Origin of the sequence: Colwellia sp. 5_MG-2023 (assembly GCF_030547795.1) — a bacterium.
Classification (GTDB): domain Bacteria; phylum Pseudomonadota; class Gammaproteobacteria; order Enterobacterales; family Alteromonadaceae; genus Colwellia.
Genome location: NZ_JAUOPW010000010.1, coordinates 1 through 17,180 on the forward strand (window position 1 = coordinate 1; position 17,180 = coordinate 17,180).

General features: G+C 37.6%; 12 protein-coding genes and 1 pseudogene. 9 read left to right on the forward strand and 4 right to left on the reverse strand.

The window, feature by feature from the left end; genetic code table 11:
• The 3 genes and pseudogenes from Q4496_RS08895 to Q4496_RS08905 all read left to right on the forward strand — a co-directional run.
• Nucleotides 1-392, forward strand: a pseudogene (locus tag Q4496_RS08895) (transposase); the annotation flags it as partial.
• Nucleotides 393-844: 452 nt separating this feature from the next.
• Entirely contained in the window at nucleotides 845-3,091 is a 2,247-nt protein-coding gene (locus Q4496_RS08900) for a TonB-dependent siderophore receptor (protein WP_303610294.1), read from the forward strand.
• Nucleotides 3,092-3,261: 170 nt separating this feature from the next.
• On the forward strand, nucleotides 3,262-4,452 hold the full coding sequence (locus tag Q4496_RS08905; RefSeq protein ID WP_303610295.1) for a PepSY domain-containing protein: 1,191 nt from the start codon (nucleotides 3,262-3,264) through the stop codon (nucleotides 4,450-4,452).
• 158 nt (nucleotides 4,453-4,610) lie between these two features.
• Here Q4496_RS08905 and Q4496_RS08910 read toward each other — a convergent pair whose 3' ends face one another.
• A complete protein-coding gene (locus tag Q4496_RS08910) occupies nucleotides 4,611-5,549 on the reverse strand; it encodes an alpha/beta fold hydrolase (RefSeq protein ID WP_303610296.1) in 939 nt (312 codons plus the stop codon).
• Nucleotides 5,550-6,007: 458 nt separating this feature from the next.
• On the opposite strand from Q4496_RS08910, the gene Q4496_RS08915 reads away from it, so the two are divergent.
• Both Q4496_RS08915 and Q4496_RS08920 read left to right on the forward strand, forming a co-directional pair.
• Nucleotides 6,008-8,200 (forward strand): M3 family metallopeptidase, encoded by a 2,193-nt coding sequence (locus Q4496_RS08915; RefSeq protein WP_303610297.1) that lies wholly within the window; start codon nucleotides 6,008-6,010, stop codon nucleotides 8,198-8,200.
• Between the two features lie 222 nt (nucleotides 8,201-8,422).
• Nucleotides 8,423-9,277 (forward strand): hypothetical protein, encoded by an 855-nt coding sequence (locus tag Q4496_RS08920; protein WP_303610298.1) that lies wholly within the window; start codon nucleotides 8,423-8,425, stop codon nucleotides 9,275-9,277.
• A 94-nt stretch (nucleotides 9,278-9,371) separates the two neighbouring features.
• On the opposite strand, the gene Q4496_RS08925 is transcribed toward Q4496_RS08920, so the two are convergent.
• Nucleotides 9,372-10,154 carry a hypothetical protein gene (locus Q4496_RS08925; protein WP_215974190.1) on the reverse strand — a complete coding sequence of 261 codons (783 nt, stop codon included), beginning with the start codon at nucleotides 10,152-10,154 and terminating at the stop codon, nucleotides 9,372-9,374.
• A 61-nt stretch (nucleotides 10,155-10,215) separates the two neighbouring features.
• Here Q4496_RS08925 and Q4496_RS08930 point away from each other — a divergent pair, with 61 nt between their 5' ends.
• The 4 genes from Q4496_RS08930 (at nucleotide 10,216) to dusC (ending at nucleotide 13,809) form a co-directional block, all read left to right on the forward strand.
• Complete coding sequence (locus Q4496_RS08930; protein WP_303610299.1) at nucleotides 10,216-11,145, forward strand: bifunctional GNAT family N-acetyltransferase/hotdog fold thioesterase; 930 nt, start codon at nucleotides 10,216-10,218, stop codon at nucleotides 11,143-11,145.
• Nucleotides 11,142-11,624 carry a nuclear transport factor 2 family protein gene (locus Q4496_RS08935; protein WP_303610300.1) on the forward strand — a complete coding sequence of 161 codons (483 nt, stop codon included), beginning with the start codon at nucleotides 11,142-11,144 and terminating at the stop codon, nucleotides 11,622-11,624. The genes Q4496_RS08930 and Q4496_RS08935 overlap by 4 nt, the downstream gene beginning before the upstream one ends.
• Before the next feature lie 11 nt (nucleotides 11,625-11,635).
• Entirely contained in the window at nucleotides 11,636-12,496 is an 861-nt protein-coding gene (locus Q4496_RS08940) for an NAD(P)-binding domain-containing protein (RefSeq protein ID WP_303610301.1), read from the forward strand.
• Between the two features lie 371 nt (nucleotides 12,497-12,867).
• Nucleotides 12,868-13,809: a tRNA dihydrouridine(16) synthase DusC gene (dusC, locus tag Q4496_RS08945; protein ID WP_215974194.1), complete on the forward strand. Its 942-nt coding sequence runs from the start codon at nucleotides 12,868-12,870 to the stop codon at nucleotides 13,807-13,809.
• A gap of 116 nt (nucleotides 13,810-13,925) precedes the next feature.
• Here dusC and hutH read toward each other — a convergent pair whose 3' ends face one another.
• Complete coding sequence (gene hutH, locus Q4496_RS08950) at nucleotides 13,926-15,470, reverse strand: histidine ammonia-lyase (protein WP_215974195.1); 1,545 nt, start codon at nucleotides 15,468-15,470, stop codon at nucleotides 13,926-13,928.
• Between the two features lies 1 nt (nucleotide 15,471).
• The gene (hutU, locus tag Q4496_RS08955; protein ID WP_303610302.1) at nucleotides 15,472-17,175 is read right to left on the reverse strand and encodes a urocanate hydratase; all 1,704 of its coding nucleotides are present in this window, start codon (nucleotides 17,173-17,175) and stop codon (nucleotides 15,472-15,474) included.
• Nucleotides 17,176-17,180 lie beyond the last annotated feature (5 nt).

A 17,180-nucleotide genomic window follows, 5' to 3' on the forward strand; every position in this document is an offset into this window, starting at 1 on the left:
AAACCCCAGAAAGCTCAGGATATACCAGCGTAAAGCAACGAGCTATATCAGCCAAAAAGGCTAAACAGCCCAAAACGTTACTGCCTTTTGTGGGTAATCCACGCAAAAGCATGCCTAAAGGTTTACCATTTGAGCTAAAAGATTACCTTGAATTAATTGAAATGACAGGTCGCTGTTTCCGTGAAGATAAAGCCGGCTATATTGAAGCAACTCAACCTGCTTTACTTAACCGCTTGAACATCAGTCCTGATAATTGGCTAACGTTAACCAAAGACTTTAGACGATTATTTCATGGCGCGGTAGGTCACAGTGATGTATTAACAGATTATTGCGAGCACAGTGGATTGAAGCGACGAACCAATGTTAATTGTTGTGATAAACTTCTAGCGTAACCATTTAACAATAACCCTAACCATAATAACCACCTACCTATATCACGGTTAAACTTTCGCACGTCTAAAAATCGGTATTTCTCTTATTTATTTGATAATTTCGTCAAATGATTCTCATCAGGGCTGATAAATAATTATTGTGCTTATTTTTAGTCGCTATTTCATCTGTGTTTTTTATAAGCGAGTGTCCTTCTAATTCCAAGTGTCCTTCTAATTCCTCCTTCTAATTCCGTAAGTGGGAATTGTAGAAATTAAGCGTCCATATATGTCCTTCTAATCCTCCATTATTGAAGCGATTCAATAAGCCGTTACCAGGTAAGTGTTTGCTCCCTCTCTCCTTAAACATCAATAATATATAGTACATTAACTTAAAGCTGTGTAATAATACCAATGATAACTATTACTATTGGCGTTTGTCGTTGATGAATGTCTCAACATATTTAGGAACAAGAATGAAATTTCAATTAGGCTATCTTGCTGTTTTAGTAGCTCTTTCTAGTAATGCACAAGAAACAAACAATCTAGCAAAGGATGATGTCTCCGATATAGAGAAAATTACAGTCACGGGTACAAATCAGAAAAGATATATAGTTGAAAATACAGATAGTTTAACTGGCTTTCCAGTCGATTTTTTAGACATGCCAAGAGTTGTAAATATTGTTCCTGAACAAGTTATTTTAGACCAAAAGATTACCGATCTAAGTGAAGCTTTGCGTAACAGCCCGGGTATTTCTTTGGGAGACGGCTTTGGTGGCACCAATGATGATTTCCTTATTCGTGGGTTTAGGCGTAATACTGTTTATCGAAACGGATTTAGAAGAGCTACAAACTTTAAAACCAATTTATCCAATATTGAATATACACAAGTTGTGCGAGGTCCTGCTTCTATTACTTATGGACAAGTAGAGCCGGGTGGGTTAGTAGATGTTATTACTAAAAAACCTTTATTTGAATCACGCATTTCAGGTGAAGCAAGGCTGGGTTCATTCGATGATAAATTTTTCTTATTTGATGTATCTCAATCAATCTCTGAACGTGTTGGTGTTCGAGTAGTTGCTTCAACTCAAGACGCTGAATCATTTCGAGATTTCACTGATATTTCTAGAGATACCATTTCAATCTCAAGTGTAATCGACTTTACTAAATCAACATCATTAGATTTATCTTACGAATATCGAGATGAAAGTCGTCCGTTAGATAGGGGAACTATTACCGTACCTACAGCAAATGGTAGAGAAGTAATAAATGAGTTACTTGATATTCCTAACTCTCGTCGTTTTGGTGAAGAGTATGAAATATTCGAAAGCAAATTTAATTTTGCAGAAGCGACCTTAAATCATGAGTTTAATGATAATTGGACGCTTAAAGTTAGCGGTGCTATTGAGAGTAGTTCTGCCAATGATCTACAAGCAAGACCTGTAGCTCTTGCCATTTTTGACGCGGATGGCCCAATTACTGAAGATGGCTATATTATTTTTCAAGACCCTAGTGAAATTGCAACAATATTAGGAACGGCAACCACACGAACTATATTTGATGACCCAACTGATCAAGTTTTTCTGCTTAGACGTACAGATGGCAGTCAAGAGCAAGATGTAGAGGTATTTTATGCTAATCTATTACTTACAGGTGAAGTAAAGTTGGGTAATACAAATCATCGACTAGCAACGGGCGCCGACTATAGATATGGTGATACAACACGATATTTTGTTGATACGCCTTATACGAATGGTGTATCTGAAGCAATAGGTGGGGATGGTGCTTTATTTAACGTGAGTAATCCTATTTATGGAAATTTAGTTGATAGTTTGAGTATTGAAGGTGTTCCACTCATTACGGTTATTGAAAAAAATACAGGTGTATTTGTTAACGATTATATCGAAGTTACGGATAAATTTAATATTTTAGCCGGTCTACGATATGACTCTTTTGAGATAGGCGGAGACTTACCAGTAGATGAGGCAGACCAATTTTCGCCACAATTAGCTGCGAATTATAACTTAACAGAAACAATGTCTATGTTTGTTAGTTATTCTACAGCCTTTGAACCAAATACAGCAACCAACACCCTTACAGGGAAAACTGAAGCTTTTGACCCTGAAGATTCAACCCAATATGAATTAGGCTTTAAAGCCGAGTTTTTCGACGGTAATTTGCAAACAAGTATTGCCATCTATGACATTGACAAAAACAATATATTGAGTGCGGATGAAAATGATCTACCTATTCTAATTGAGGGGCAAAGCTCTCAAGGTGGAGAGATTTCAATATCTGGACAACCTACAGAAGGAATGAATATCATTGCTGGTTATGCCTACGTTGATGCTGAAATAGGCACAGGTAATAATAGCAGTAACCGACCAAGAAATGTTGCTGAAAATACATTTAATTTATGGACATCTTACGAAGTACAAGGTGGTACATTCGAAGGGCTGGGATTAGGAGCGGGAGCATTCTATGTTGGTGATCGTTATGGTGATGACAACAACAGCTATAAATTAGATGCTTACACGGTTGTTGATTTATCCGCTTGGTATACATTAAATGTAAAAAAACTTGGTGCTAACGATACGTTACGTTTTCAATTAGCACTTAAAAATGTACTCGATGAAGAATATTATTCTGCTAGTGGCGGTGATTTACGTATTAGCATTGGTTCTCCTAGAACAGTATTTGGCTCTGTCTCTTTCGATTTTTAATCTATTGTAGTAGAACACGATAAAATGCCAGCTCAGAAATTTTTCTAGGTTGGCATTTTTATTTGTAAGTACTTAATTAGTGGCCTAGTTAATAATATTCTCAACTTATATTGTGCCCCTTGCCTAAGACCAAAAATATATTTTAGTGACCTATAGACGAGAAAGATGAAATGACACAAAAAAAACGAGGTTTAAAAAAGCTTTATAATCTACATGCTTGGGTAGGTTTTCAGTTAGCTTTTATTATGTTTATCGTGTTGGCCACGGGTACTATTGCTACTTTTTCTAATGAAATTGACTGGCTTATTTTCCCTGAACTACGATCAAGTCAGAAACCTGCAGAAGCAGCTGATGCAATGCAAGTTGATGATTGGGTCGGTATATACCAATCAATTATCACGGCGTACCCAGATAGTCCTATTACATCAATGACTAAACTTGACTCTGAATACCTGACATTTAGAGTAGTAGTAAAGGATGACTCACTTCACAACCGATTTGTTCAAGTTGATCCTTGGACATATGAAGTTAAAGGTGATATTCCTCGCTTAACAGTACAGCGATTTTTCCGAGATTTTCATCGATACTTATTTATGCCAGCATTTCCTGGGTTACTCATAGTCGGCCCTTTATCTATAGTGCTTTTTATTTCTATATACACAGGAATTAAAACGACCAAAAACTGGCGTAAAGCATTATGGCGTGTGCGAGTAAAACAAGGAAAACGCATCCTATTAAGTGATTTACATAAATTCTTAGGTTTATGGGGATTATGGTTTACCACTTTGATGGCAATTACAGGCGGTTGGTATTTATACGAGTTTGGAAATGCTGTGGCTGGTGTTAGATTTGAATCTAAGCCACCTGTTGTTCAAGAAAAAAACGCTGATGTTTCTGGGATGTTAGACATCAATGAATTTAGAAGTATTGTCACTTCAGCGCAAAATACTCATAGTGACTGGGAAATGACAGCCTTTTATAATTCCTTTTCTGCAGACCAACCTCTGCAATTTAGAGGTGTTAGTAATAGTAATCCTATAATACGTAATAGAGCACATAGAGTATTTTTAGATCCTCATACTCATAACGTCATCGGGGCTTGGTCACCTAAAAATATTAGTATGCATGCTTATATCAATGAATATGCAGACCCTTTACATTTTGGTGATTTCGGAGGTTTTTGGTTAAAACTTATTTGGTTTATATTTGGTGTCGCTTTAACAATGATGTCTTATACTGGGGTAAAAATGACCTGGGCACGGACAAAATCTTCCGCACTAACGCGTACGCAAAAAATCACACTGCCTGTGTTTATTTTATCTTTAATTGCTTTTGTGTATTGGTTATTAATATTTATTTAAGCTTTGAAAGGTAAGAAACCATACTCTAAAAAAAGGACAGTCGCTCAAATTTTATAAGCGAGAGAAATTAATTAGAAATTAATTAGGACAGTCGCTCAAACCTTATAAGCGAGGTCCTTGCTAATTTTGAATAGGCTACATAAAGTACTAGAGTGAACCTACTTATTCATGAAGGTTTTTGTCATAAATTTAACGATATACTGAGCAATTTCTACGGATTTTTCTTCTACACTAAAATGTCCTGAATCTAATAAATGTAATTCTGCATTGGGTACATCTTTTAAATAGGCTGTTGCACCTGCAGCAATAAAAGCCGGATCTTTTTTACCCCACACAATTAACGTTGGTGGCTTCTTCTGTCTTAAGTAAGCTTGCCATTTAGGATAATCTAGCAAGTTATTATAATAATCTTGTAAAAGTTGAACCTGAATAAGCCGATCTTTTTTTGTTTGCAAAAAATGTAAATCATGCGTCCAACTGTCAGGGCTCATTATTTCGATATTACCCTGAACATCCCGTAAATATTGCTTATTGATAATTGCTTGCTCTGAAGTAAACGAATAAATTTTAGCTGCGTGGGCTGGTGACTTATCTTGATTGGCTTGTTTAAAAAACAGCTGTCTTGCTTCTGTTAAGCCCTCTAAATAAGCATTACCATTTTGAACAATAAGAGCTTCTAATTTATTCGGATTATTCAGTAGCATTCTATAACCAACGGGAGCACCAAAATCTTGAATGTATAAGGAATATTTCTCAATGTTTAGCTGGGTAAGTAATCCTTCGACATTTTTGGCTAAAATGTCGAAGGTATAGGGGTGTTGAGCTGGATCTGGCTTTTCGCTGTAGCCTGAGCCTAAGTAATCGGGTGCAATAACGTGATACCGTCCAGACAATAACGGAATTAGCTCTCGATAAGTATGCGATGAAGAAGGATAACCATGTAACAGAACAATCGTTTGTTTATGTTGCTCTCCAGCTTCCCGATAAAAAATACGTTTGCCATCAACCGTTAGGTATCGATATGACGTTTTTGATGGCCAAACGGCATTCACCCCTGACTCTGTCTCACTCAGTGCGTGTGCGTGATTAGACAGCATGGAAATGCCTAAGATAAGTGCCAGCATTAAAGTGGATATAGAATTATAATGTTGAGATCTAAATATACTGTTTGCATAGTAATTAATAAAAAAGTTAGTCAATGTCCTAAATACCTAAAATAAATAATGGGCTAATTATAAAGACCTACTAACTTAACTTTTCATTACAAAGTTTGGCCATTTTCTATTATTTAACTAACTTAGTTAGCCGAAGTTAGTTAACCTAGGATAGTCGTTTAAATTTGTCCCTTAAATTTATTTGATTTAATGCTATTGATAAAACAACTAAGTACATTTAAAGCAAATAAGGTTAACCGCATACAATTTAAGATGAATACCTTCGCTAGCCATTTATTTATAGGTAGATACTTGTTAATGTGGTTTTAATTAAAAAAGATATCTTTATTAAGCAAAACTTATCTTTTTTGTACGCATTCACACTCTAGCTCGAGATGACTATGAAAAAAACAATCGTATCTACTTTTTTATTATCAAGTATTTTAATGGCCTGTACGGGGACGAACTCTACTGTTGAGAAAACAGCAGCTGAAGCTAAACTAGCAGTAATGTCAGCAGCGGAAAATGCGAGTGATGTTGAGCAATCTAAAGCATTATTGTTGGCAAAATGGGAAGGTCCTTATCAAGGTGTACCAGCATTTGATAAAGTTTCATTAGCCGGTTTAATTCCAGCAATGGAAGAAGCGATGAAAATCAACCTGGCTGAAATTGACGCGATTGCCAATAATCCACAAGCACCAACATTTGAAAATACGATCGTTGCGATGGAAAGAACGGGTAAAGACTTAGCTCGAGTCTTCACCTACTATGGTATTTGGCGTTCAAATGAATCTTCACCGGAATTCCGTGAAATTCAAGCTAAAATGGCACCAACACTTTCTGCCTTTTTCTCTAAAATAAATCAAAATGAAGCTCTTTTTGCACGCGTTCAAGCAGTTCATAATAGTGATGAAGTTAAAAGTTTAACGCCAGAGCAGCAACGTTTAGTACACCTAACTTACAACGGTTTTTCTCGAAATGGCGCTACGTTAGATGGTGATGCAAAGAAACGTTATGCAGAAATCAATCAAAAGTTAGCAGAATTACATACAAAATTTGGTGATAATGTTTTAGCCGATGAAGAAAACTATGTATTGTATTTAACTAAAGACCAGTTAGGTGGCTTATCTGAGTCTCTTATCAGTAGTGCCGCTTCGGCAGCTGAAGCACGCGATCATAAAGGTAAATATGCCATTACGAATACTCGTTCATCAATGGATCCGTTCCTAACCTATTCAACTGAGCGTGAGCTTCGTCAGAAAGTATGGGAAAGCTATTATAATCGCGGTAATAATGGCGATGAATTTGACAATAACGCGATTATTGCTGAAATTTTACAGCTTCGTCATGAACGTGTCGGTTTACTTGGCTATAAAAACTATGCGTCTTGGCGTTTAGAAGATCGTATGGCTAAATCGCCAGACAATGCCATTAAACTAATGGAAAGTGTATGGCCTGCAGCAATTGCACGTGTTGATGAAGAAGTTGAGGACATGTTAGTTATTGGTAAAGCAGAAGATGGTATTGAAAAAATTGAACCATGGGATTACCGCTTCTATGCTGAAAAAGTACGTAAAGCTAAGTACGATTTAGATTCATCTGAGGTGAAAGAGTATCTGCAATTGAATAAATTACGTGAAGCTATGTTCTACGTAGCAGGCCGTTTATTTAATTTTGAGTTTACCGAAATCAAAGATGGCTCTGTGCCAGTCTTTAATGATGATGTTCGTGTTTGGGAAGTTACCGATAAAACATCTAATGAGCATATTGGTTTATGGTATTTAGACCCATTTGCACGTAAAGGGAAACGTTCAGGCGCGTGGGCAACAACCTACCGTAGCTATACTACCTTTGATGGTAAAACCAATGTATTGTCTTCGAATAACTCTAACTTCACTAAAGGTGTTGATGGCGAACCGACATTAATTTCATGGTCTGATGCAGAAACTTACTTCCATGAATTTGGTCATGCATTACATTTCTTGTCAGCAAAAGTAGCCTACCCAACGTTGAATGGTGGCGTTCGAGATTACACTGAATTTCAATCTCAGCTGTTAGAGCACTGGTTAGCAACGGATGAAGTAATCAACAATTACCTGGTACATTACAAAACAGGTAAGCCGATGCCAAAAGAGTTGATTACAAAAATTAAACAAGCTGCGAAGTTTAACGAAGGCTTTAAAACAACTGAATACTTAGCGTCAGCGTTAGTTGATATGAAATTCCATACAGTTGACCCTACCGGTATAGACGCACAAAAATTTGAGCGTGATACCTTAGCTGCGTTAAATATGCCTGAATCTATGGTGATGCGTCATCGTTCAACCCAATTTGGTCATATATTTAGTTCAGAAGGTTATGCTTCAAGCTATTACGGTTATATGTGGGCAGAAGTATTAACGGCTGATGCGGCTGAAGCTTTTGAGCAATCACCAGGTGGTTTTTACGATAAAGATGTAGCGGCTAAACTTGTTGAGCATTTATTTAGTGTTCGTAACGCAGTAGATCCAGCAGAAGCTTACCGTGCCTTTAGAGGCCGTGACGCTGATGTAAAAGCATTAATGCGTGACCGTGGTTTTCCTGTTACCAAATAACCGGAGCTAGGTTTAAACAACTTAAGCTCGGCTTAAATAAAAATTAAGTGTTAAGTCTTGATTTAAAAACTCGCTTCGGCGAGTTTTTTGTTTTTGCTTGCTTGTATTTGGCAGATTATTTGGCAGATGATTTAGCGATACACATGTCATCATTTTTTGATTTAGCTAAAATTTGTTAGACTAGTACTTACTTGAATAATTAAGATGGTTAACAACATTTTTATGAAAAATTTATTGGCGTTATCACTCATCATATCTTTTACCGTATTACTCAGCGCTTGCTCAGTTAGCCAAGAAAATTCCCCTTGGTTATTAATTGACAACTTTGAGCAGCAAACCTTAAGCGGCTGGCAGAATGCGGATACGCAAAATAATACTAAGCCTTATGTTGCTAAGCCGCAAATAACAGAAATTCGTCTTGATAATGATACGATGAACAATAACCATTATCTGATTAAAAAACCGGCCAAAGATGGCGTTATCGGAAACCGTAAGGCGCTTAGTATTAAAACATTACCTGAGCCTGTGGCAGTAGGAGAAACTTATACTTTTTATACCCGTATTCTGGTAGAAAGCTTTCCTAATAACCATGCTTTTGGCATTAGTAACCTAACTCCAGAAGAGGTTAAAGATGCAGGCTATAATGCATTTGAGCCGACATTAAGAGTTACTGATAAATTTGAGTCTAATGGCTTTAAAAATGATGGTACTTTAATGGTGAAAATTGACAGCGATAACAAGTATCGTCAGTACAGTAATGTTCAAAATTTTCGTGATGGTCGTTCAGCCAATCCTATGCAAACGAATGTTTGGTATCAAATTTGGTATGTCGTTAATAACAGCCGAACTGATCAAGGAGGACAATCTTATGATGTCTATTTGCAAGGCGGCGAATTTACAAAACAAACCTTAGTCTATAAAAATGCCGCGTTTAGAATGAAAAGAGAGCAGGCCTTAATCACTTTTTTTGCTAATAGTAATACTGGTTCACATAAAAAGCCTTATGGTAATGGCGGCTTGGCTTATGACGACATTTATATGAGTAAAGGTATTAATTTAACGAATCCTACAAAATGATAGGCAGTGTCTTACATGGCTTGTCCTCGTTACTTTGCAATTCATTAATGTGAATTACAGAGTAGCGCTAAGCAGTTAACATTAACTACAGGCTTTAATCAGGCAGTTTTTTACCGTGTCGCCAAAACTTCTTCCACCGAGAAAAAATATTCTTAGGTAAGTAGCTGTGGTTATTACGTTTTATTCGTTTATAAATGTGCCATTGTTTTGGTATTAAATGAATAACAATATTTAAGTAATTTGGAATATGAAAATAGATTATTTCGTGATCTGAAGATAGCTCTTTTAATAACGTTAATAATAAATTAACTTCGTAATCAGTGGCGTCAGGTAAATTGATAGACAAACACGTGTTAGGCGTTATATTCGCCGTTAAATGCTCTAATTGATCGACCGTATTATTGTAACTTTGAATTTCTTGCTGATAAACATCACAAACATACCAATCATAATCACGAGTATTCTCTTGTAGCCATTTTTTACTATCGTTGTACACTAAGTTAGCTTGGTTATTTTGCGGATTAAAATATTGATTAAAGCAATCTATTACTGTGCTGCTATGCTCAATACTCTGTAGGTTAATGTTGTTTGATATGTGGTGAATAAAGCGCTGAATATTACCGCCACCTAAACCAAGTTCAATCATGCTGTTAGGTTTAAAAAACAATAACGGTAACATCATTGCTGTTTGGTGAGGCAGGGTTAATTTCCAAGGTTTACGCTTAAGCATGACGCTTTGAATCACTTGCTCGCTATGCTCATTGCTACAGCCAAAAGCAAGCCAACGATAGTGTTCATTCTCGTTTACTGATATAGCTTCTTTGTCTTGACTCAAATAAGTTAATTTTCCTTGTGCAACGTGCTTTGCTAATTGCATAATTCTCCAATGGGTTAATGAAAAGAACAACTATTACTAAAATAAATAATAAGGATAGACAATGTACACCTTAAGAGCACCTATTACAGCAGCGGAGTTTTCGCAATATTATCATTTACGGTGGAAAATATTAAGGAAACCATGGCAGCAAGTGCTTGGAAGTGAGCAAGATGCACATGAAAAATACGGTATTCATCGAATGATTATTGATGACCAAGATAATGTGCTGGCTGTTGGGCGCTTAGAAAGAGTTACTGAAAAGCAGGGACAAATTCGCTTTATGGCTGTTGATGATAATTCTCAGGGGCTAGGATTAGGTCAACAAATAGTTAACAACCTAGAAGCGCAAGCTAGCCAATTAGGTATGAGTGAAATAACGTTAAATGCTAGAGAAAGCGCGATCAAATTTTATCAAAAACTAGGTTATCAATTACAAGACTATTCCCATACACTTTTTGCAGATGTTAAGCATTATACTATGGTTAAAAATTTAGTCGCTGCAACTCAACATAAAGTAGCAGAAGCAGAGGCTTTACAAGCTATTTGGCATAAAACCATTCCGTTAAGTAAAGCGATGGATTTACAAATAAGCTATTACGATGGCACTAAATTAATCACAATTTGTAATGCCGATTTTAATCAGAACTTACATCACACAATGTTTGCTGGCAGTATTTATACCTTAGCAACTTTAACTGGGTGGGGCTGGGTTTATTTGGCGCTACAAGAGCAACAACAAAACAATGCTCATCTAAACGGCGATATTGTTTTGGCTGAGGCTAATATTCGTTATCATTCTCCTATTAAAGAGTTAGCCTACGGACAAGTAGTGGAACAAGACGTTTCAGGACAATTTGATAATTTGTTACAAGGTAAAAAAGCGCGTATTAATCTCGTAGCAAAGGTCTATTGTGGTGAGAATATTGCTGCTACATTTACTGGTAGTTACTTTATTTTGCCAACATGTAAACAAGAAAAGGAAATACAATGAAAATTCAATATTTATGGGTAATATTTACCTGCATGAGTTTTGTTGCACAAGCGCAGCATGCTAAAGAAGAACAAGCTATCGATAAGGTATTAAGCGAGTTTCATCAAGCTGCAGCCGATGCAAATGCTAAACTATATTTAAATCTACTGACTGATGACGCTATATTTTTAGGTACAGACGCTACCGAGCGTTGGACAAAAACGCAATTTACTGATTTTGTTTTACCGTATTTTAATCAAGGAAAAGGCTGGGTATATATAGCTAAAGAAAGAAATGTTAGTCTGTTAAGTCAGCATAAAGTCGCTTTTTTTGATGAGGTTTTAGAAAACAAAAAATATGGCTATTGTCGAGGATCGGGCGTATTAGTCCAAACAGATCAGGGCTGGAAAATAAGTCAGTATAATTTAACTTTGTTAGTGCCAAACGATATTGTTGAGCAGGTAACTGAAACAATCAAAACTTATCAGAAAACACAATAATGGTTAAAGATATGAATGAATTTAACAGTAAATATTCTGTTGGCATTATTGGTTGTGGTTGGTTAGGGAAAGCGTTAGCGCAAATGTTAATTAAGCAAAACATTACAGTGCTGGCGACAAGTAGTAAGCAAGAAAATGTTGATAAGTTAAATCTGCAATCCATTAATACTCAGCAATTAGTCCTACCTACAGATGCAGCAATACTTGCTCGCCATGACGTGTTTACCATGCAAAGCTTGGTTATTGCCATTACCCCACAGCTTAGGCAAGGGCGAGTAGATTACGCTGAAAAAATAGCTCAACTAGTGAATACGGCACAACAAGTTGGTGTGGTTGAGCGTATTATTCTATTATCGAGTACGGCAGTTTATGACGGATTAGACGGTGACGTTGATGAAGATAGCGTACTTAATTTAACAATAGAAAAAGTAAAAATATTGAACGCGGCTGAGCAAGCAGTATTAAGCTTTTCTAAGCACCAGCCTGCATCAGCAGCTAAGCAAGGAATTGTGCTGAGATTGGCAGGCTTAGTTGGTCCAGATCGTCATCCAGGTAAATTTATTTTAGCGAATAAAATGTTAAGCAATGCTATGGCTCCGGTTAATTTAATCCATCAACAAGACGCTGTTGGCCTAATTGCAGCATTGCTAGAGCAGACCGTTGCACCAGCTATTTTTACGGGAGTTAGTGATACACATGTTACTAAAGCAGAATATTATCAAGTGGCGGCAAAATCATTAGGTTTAAAGCCACCTGCTGTTGAACAAGAAAATAAAAACGAAGCGACTAAAATGGTGTTGGGTGATAAAACTCAACGCGCTTTAGGCTATCAATTTTTCTACCCAGATTTACTTGCTTGGTTGAATACTTAAGTGAACAAGTAAGCTGAAACTCGCATCTTTAAATGGATTAAGTATAATGGCGTTAATCATCTGTTATTGGCTTATCGTTTGAAATTATTTTCTAAAACCTTTCTTGAACGCCATCGTTTAAAATTATTGTTTGTTCTTATTTGGTTACATATATCAGTGCTGGATTTAGTTTTTTTTACTTATCGTGGGCCAGTTTTTTTGTGGAAAGAAAACACTCAGCTTCTTACCATATTCGTTCACTTATTTATTACCACAGCTACGACATTTGTGTGTTGGCTAATAAGTAACTATATCAAGAATAAGTCTAAAGGGAATTTGAATGTTAAGCCCGACGACTATGTAAATAATATAACCAAGAAGACTAAGTAACTATGCGAGTTGTGTTAGCACCTATGGAAGGTGTTCTTGATCATTTAATGCGTGAATTACTGACTAAGGTTGGTGGTTACGATTTATGTATTACTGAGTTTATACGCGTAGTTGATCAGGTTATTTCAGAAAAAGCTTTTTTGCGTTATTGTCCTGAACTAAATAATGCGAACGTTTATGGCTCTACTACCCAAGCAGGAACGCCTGTACGTGTACAATTATTAGGCCAAAACCCGACATGTATGGCTGATAATGCTGCTAAAGTAATTGAACTTGGCTCACATGGTGTCGATATTAATTTTGGTTGTCCTTCCAAGATGGTGAATAACAACCGTGGTGGCGCAATATTATTAAAAGATCCCGAAAATCTTTATCAAATCGTTAGTGCTATTAGAAAATCGGTTCCTGAAGAAACTATTGTAAGTGCTAAAATCCGCCTTGGTTATGAAGATAAAAGCCTAGCGATAGAAAATGCCCAAGCTGTTGAAGCCGCTGGCGCCAATGAACTAACAGTACATGCTAGAACAAAAGTAGAAGGCTATCGACCACCTGCACACTGGGAATGGATTGGTAAAATAAAACAAAGCATTAATATTCCTGTAATTGCTAATGGTGATATTTTTAGCCTAAATGACGCGATAAAGTGCCGAGAAGTATCAGGCTGTCAGGATATAATGGTAGGTCGCGGTGCTTTAATGATGCCTAATTTAGCGCAAGTTATTAAAGAACAAGCTAATGTTATGCCATGGTCTGAAGTACAAAAGTTACTGGTTGATTATACGCGTTGTGAAACCTACGGTGATAAAAGCAAATATTACCCGAACCGAATTAAACAATGGCTTAAATACTTAAAGTTAGAATACACAGAAGCTGATACTTTATTTCAAGAAGTTCGTACCCTTAAAACAGCACAAGCGATAATAGATACACTTTCATGTAACTAATCGCTTGCTGATTTATTTCCCGCTTTGTCGCTAAGCTCATGATTAATTAATCATGAGCTTAGCGTCTTCGGTAAAGAATACCAATGATAAGATTATTTAACCTGAACTCAGGTTATTTAGAAACTTGGCAGTAACTGCTCAGGCATAAATTGGTTTAAGTCACCCTCACTGATAATTCCAGACGCTTCAACAATATCAGGGGCAAAGTATCTGTCTTGATCATAAAAGCTCACGGTTTTACGTAACATGGCTTTAGCTTGCTCAATTATTGCAGACCCTTTAAGTGGTGCTCTAAAATCTAATCCTTGCACGGCAGCTAAGTACTCAACAGCAAGCACTCCATTCGTATTTTCGCTCATATCCGCTAAACGACGCCCAGCAAAACAAGCCATAGACACATGATCTTCTTGGTTTGCCGATGTTGGTAAACTATCGACAGAAGCAGGGTGCGCTAAGGTTTTATTTTCTGATGCTAATGCAGCAGCTGTCACTTGTGCAATCATAAAGCCAGAGTTTACGCCGCCATTATCGACTAAGAATGGTGGTAACTTGCTTAAGCTTGAATCAATTAATAGGGCCATTCTACGTTCAGACAATGAGCCGATTTCGGCAATTGCTAAGGCTAAATTGTCAGCAGCCATCGCAACAGGTTCGGCGTGGAAGTTACCAGCGGAAATAAAGTCACCTTCGTTAGCAAAAACTAAAGGGTTATCGGTAACGCCATTGGCTTCTACGTGAAGTACTTCTGCTGCTTGACGAATTTGCGTTAAACAAGCACCCATAACTTGTGGTTGGCAGCGTAATGAATAAGGGTCTTGCACTTTTTCACAATCAATATGTGATTGTGATATTTCAGAGCTATCCGTTAATATTGCACGATAAGCCATTGCCGCATCAATTTGCCCTTTTTGACCACGAACAAAATGCACACGATGATCAAACGGTGCACGAGAGCCTAGCGCAGCCTCGACTGAAATTGCCCCAATAACGGTACCGGCAGCGTATAAGTCTTCGGCATGAAATAAACCTTCAAGAGAGAAGGCTGTTGAAGCTTGTGTACCATTAAGTAGTGCTAAACCTTCTTTGGCAGCTAATGTAATCGGTTCAAGACCTGCAATTTTTAATCCTTCTGTTGCTGGAATTACTTGGTCTTGGTATGACATTTCGCCTTCACCTAATAAAGGTAAAACCATGTGTGCAAGTGGCGCTAAGTCGCCCGAAGCGCCAACAGAGCCTTTTTTAGGTACACAGGGGTAAACTTGTGCGTTTAGTAAAGTAATTAATGCCTGAATGACTTCTAAACGAATACCGGAATAGCCACGAGACAATGAATTGATTTTTAATACCATCATTAATCTTACGGTAGTATCTTCCATGTATTCACCAAAACCTGCTGAATGTGAAAGTACAATAGAGCGTTGTAATAGCTCCAATTCTTCGTTTTTAATACGGGTACTTGCTAACAAACCAAAACCAGTATTAATACCATAAACGACACGATTATCTTTAATGACTTGTTGAACGGCTTCAGCACTTTTATTTATTTCATTAAAAGCACTTTCATCTAATTTATAGTGTATGCCGTCGTAACGACTCACACTGCGTAATTGTGCTAGTGTGAGTTGGCCAGGGATAATATTTAACTCAGTGATTGGGTTCATTTTATTTCTCATTGATCATTGGTAAGTCTAAGCCTTGCTCTTTGGCACAATTTATAGCGATATCGTAACCTGCATCTGCATGACGCATCACACCTGTTGCTGGGTCATTCCACAACACACGACCAATACGTTTGGCAGCGTCATCAGTGCCATCAGCGACAATAACCACTCCAGAATGTTGACTAAAGCCCATACCAACACCACCACCGTGATGTATGCTAACCCAAGTTGCACCACCAGAGGTTGACAATAAAGCGTTAAGTAGTGGCCAATCGGAAACAGCATCCGAGCCATCTAACATGCTTTCCGTTTCACGATTTGGTGAAGCGACTGAGCCAGAATCTAAATGATCACGACCAATAACAACAGGGGCTGAAAGCTCGCCAGTGTTAACCATTTCGTTAAATGCTAAGGCTAAACGTGCTCTATCTTTTAAACCAACCCAACAGATTCGAGCAGGCAAACCTTGAAAGTCGATACGTTCGCGCGCCATATCTAACCAGTTATGTAAATGTGGGTTGTCAGGAATAAGTTCTTTTACCTTGGCATCTGTTTTATAGATATCTTCAGGATCACCAGAAAGGGCAACCCAACGGAAAGGTCCAATACCTTCACAGAATAATGGGCGAACATAAGCAGGCACAAAACCTGGGAAATCAAATGCGTTGGCTACACCTTCTTCTAACGCCATTTGACGAATATTGTTGCCATAATCTGTTGTTGCCGCACCTGCAGCTTGCAAATCAAGCATCGCTTGTACTTGCACAGCCATCGACTTTTTAGCGGCTTTAACTACTGCAGCTTCATCGGTTAAACGCATTTCAGCGGCATGTTCCATGCTCCAACCTTGAGGTAAATAACCATTAAGGGGATCATGAGCTGAAGTTTGGTCGGTAACAACATCAGGTGTTACACCACGTTTTACTAGTTCAGTAAAAATATCTGCGGCATTACCTAATAGGCCAACTGAAATAGCTTCACCTTTTGCGTTGGCTTCATTAATAATGGTTAGTGCTTGATCTAAAGTTTTGGCTTTTTTGTCAACATATCGGGTTTTTATACGAAAATCGATGCGTGTTTCGTCACATTCAACTACTAAAGCTGAAAAACCTGCCATAGTTGCTGCCAGTGGTTGCGCACCACCCATACCGCCTAAACCACCGGTTAATACCCACTTGCCTTTAGCGCTACCGCCAAAGTGTTGCTTTGCCATAGCAACGAAGGTTTCATAAGTACCTTGAACAATACCTTGCGAGCCAATGTAAATCCAAGATCCGGCTGTCATTTGGCCGTACATCATTAGGCCTTTCTTATCTAATTCATTAAAATGTTCCCAGTTAGCCCAATTCGGTACTAGGTTTGAATTAGCAATTAATACACGTGGTGCATTTTCGTGGGTTTTGAATACACCTACAGGTTTTCCTGATTGCACCATTAAAGTTTCATCATTTTCAAGGCGATTCAGTACTTCAATAATTTTGTCGTAACATGCCCAATTACGTGCTGCTCTACCGATACCACCATAAACAACTAATGATTGCGGATGTTCAGCAACATCTGGATCTAAGTTATTCATTAACATGCGTTTTGCCGCTTCTGTTAACCAACTTTTTGTCGTGATTCTAGTACCACGATCAGCGCGAATTATTCTTGAGGTATCAAGGCGTAAGTCAGTTTTGGTTGTGTTAGTTGTATTAATAGTCATGTTAT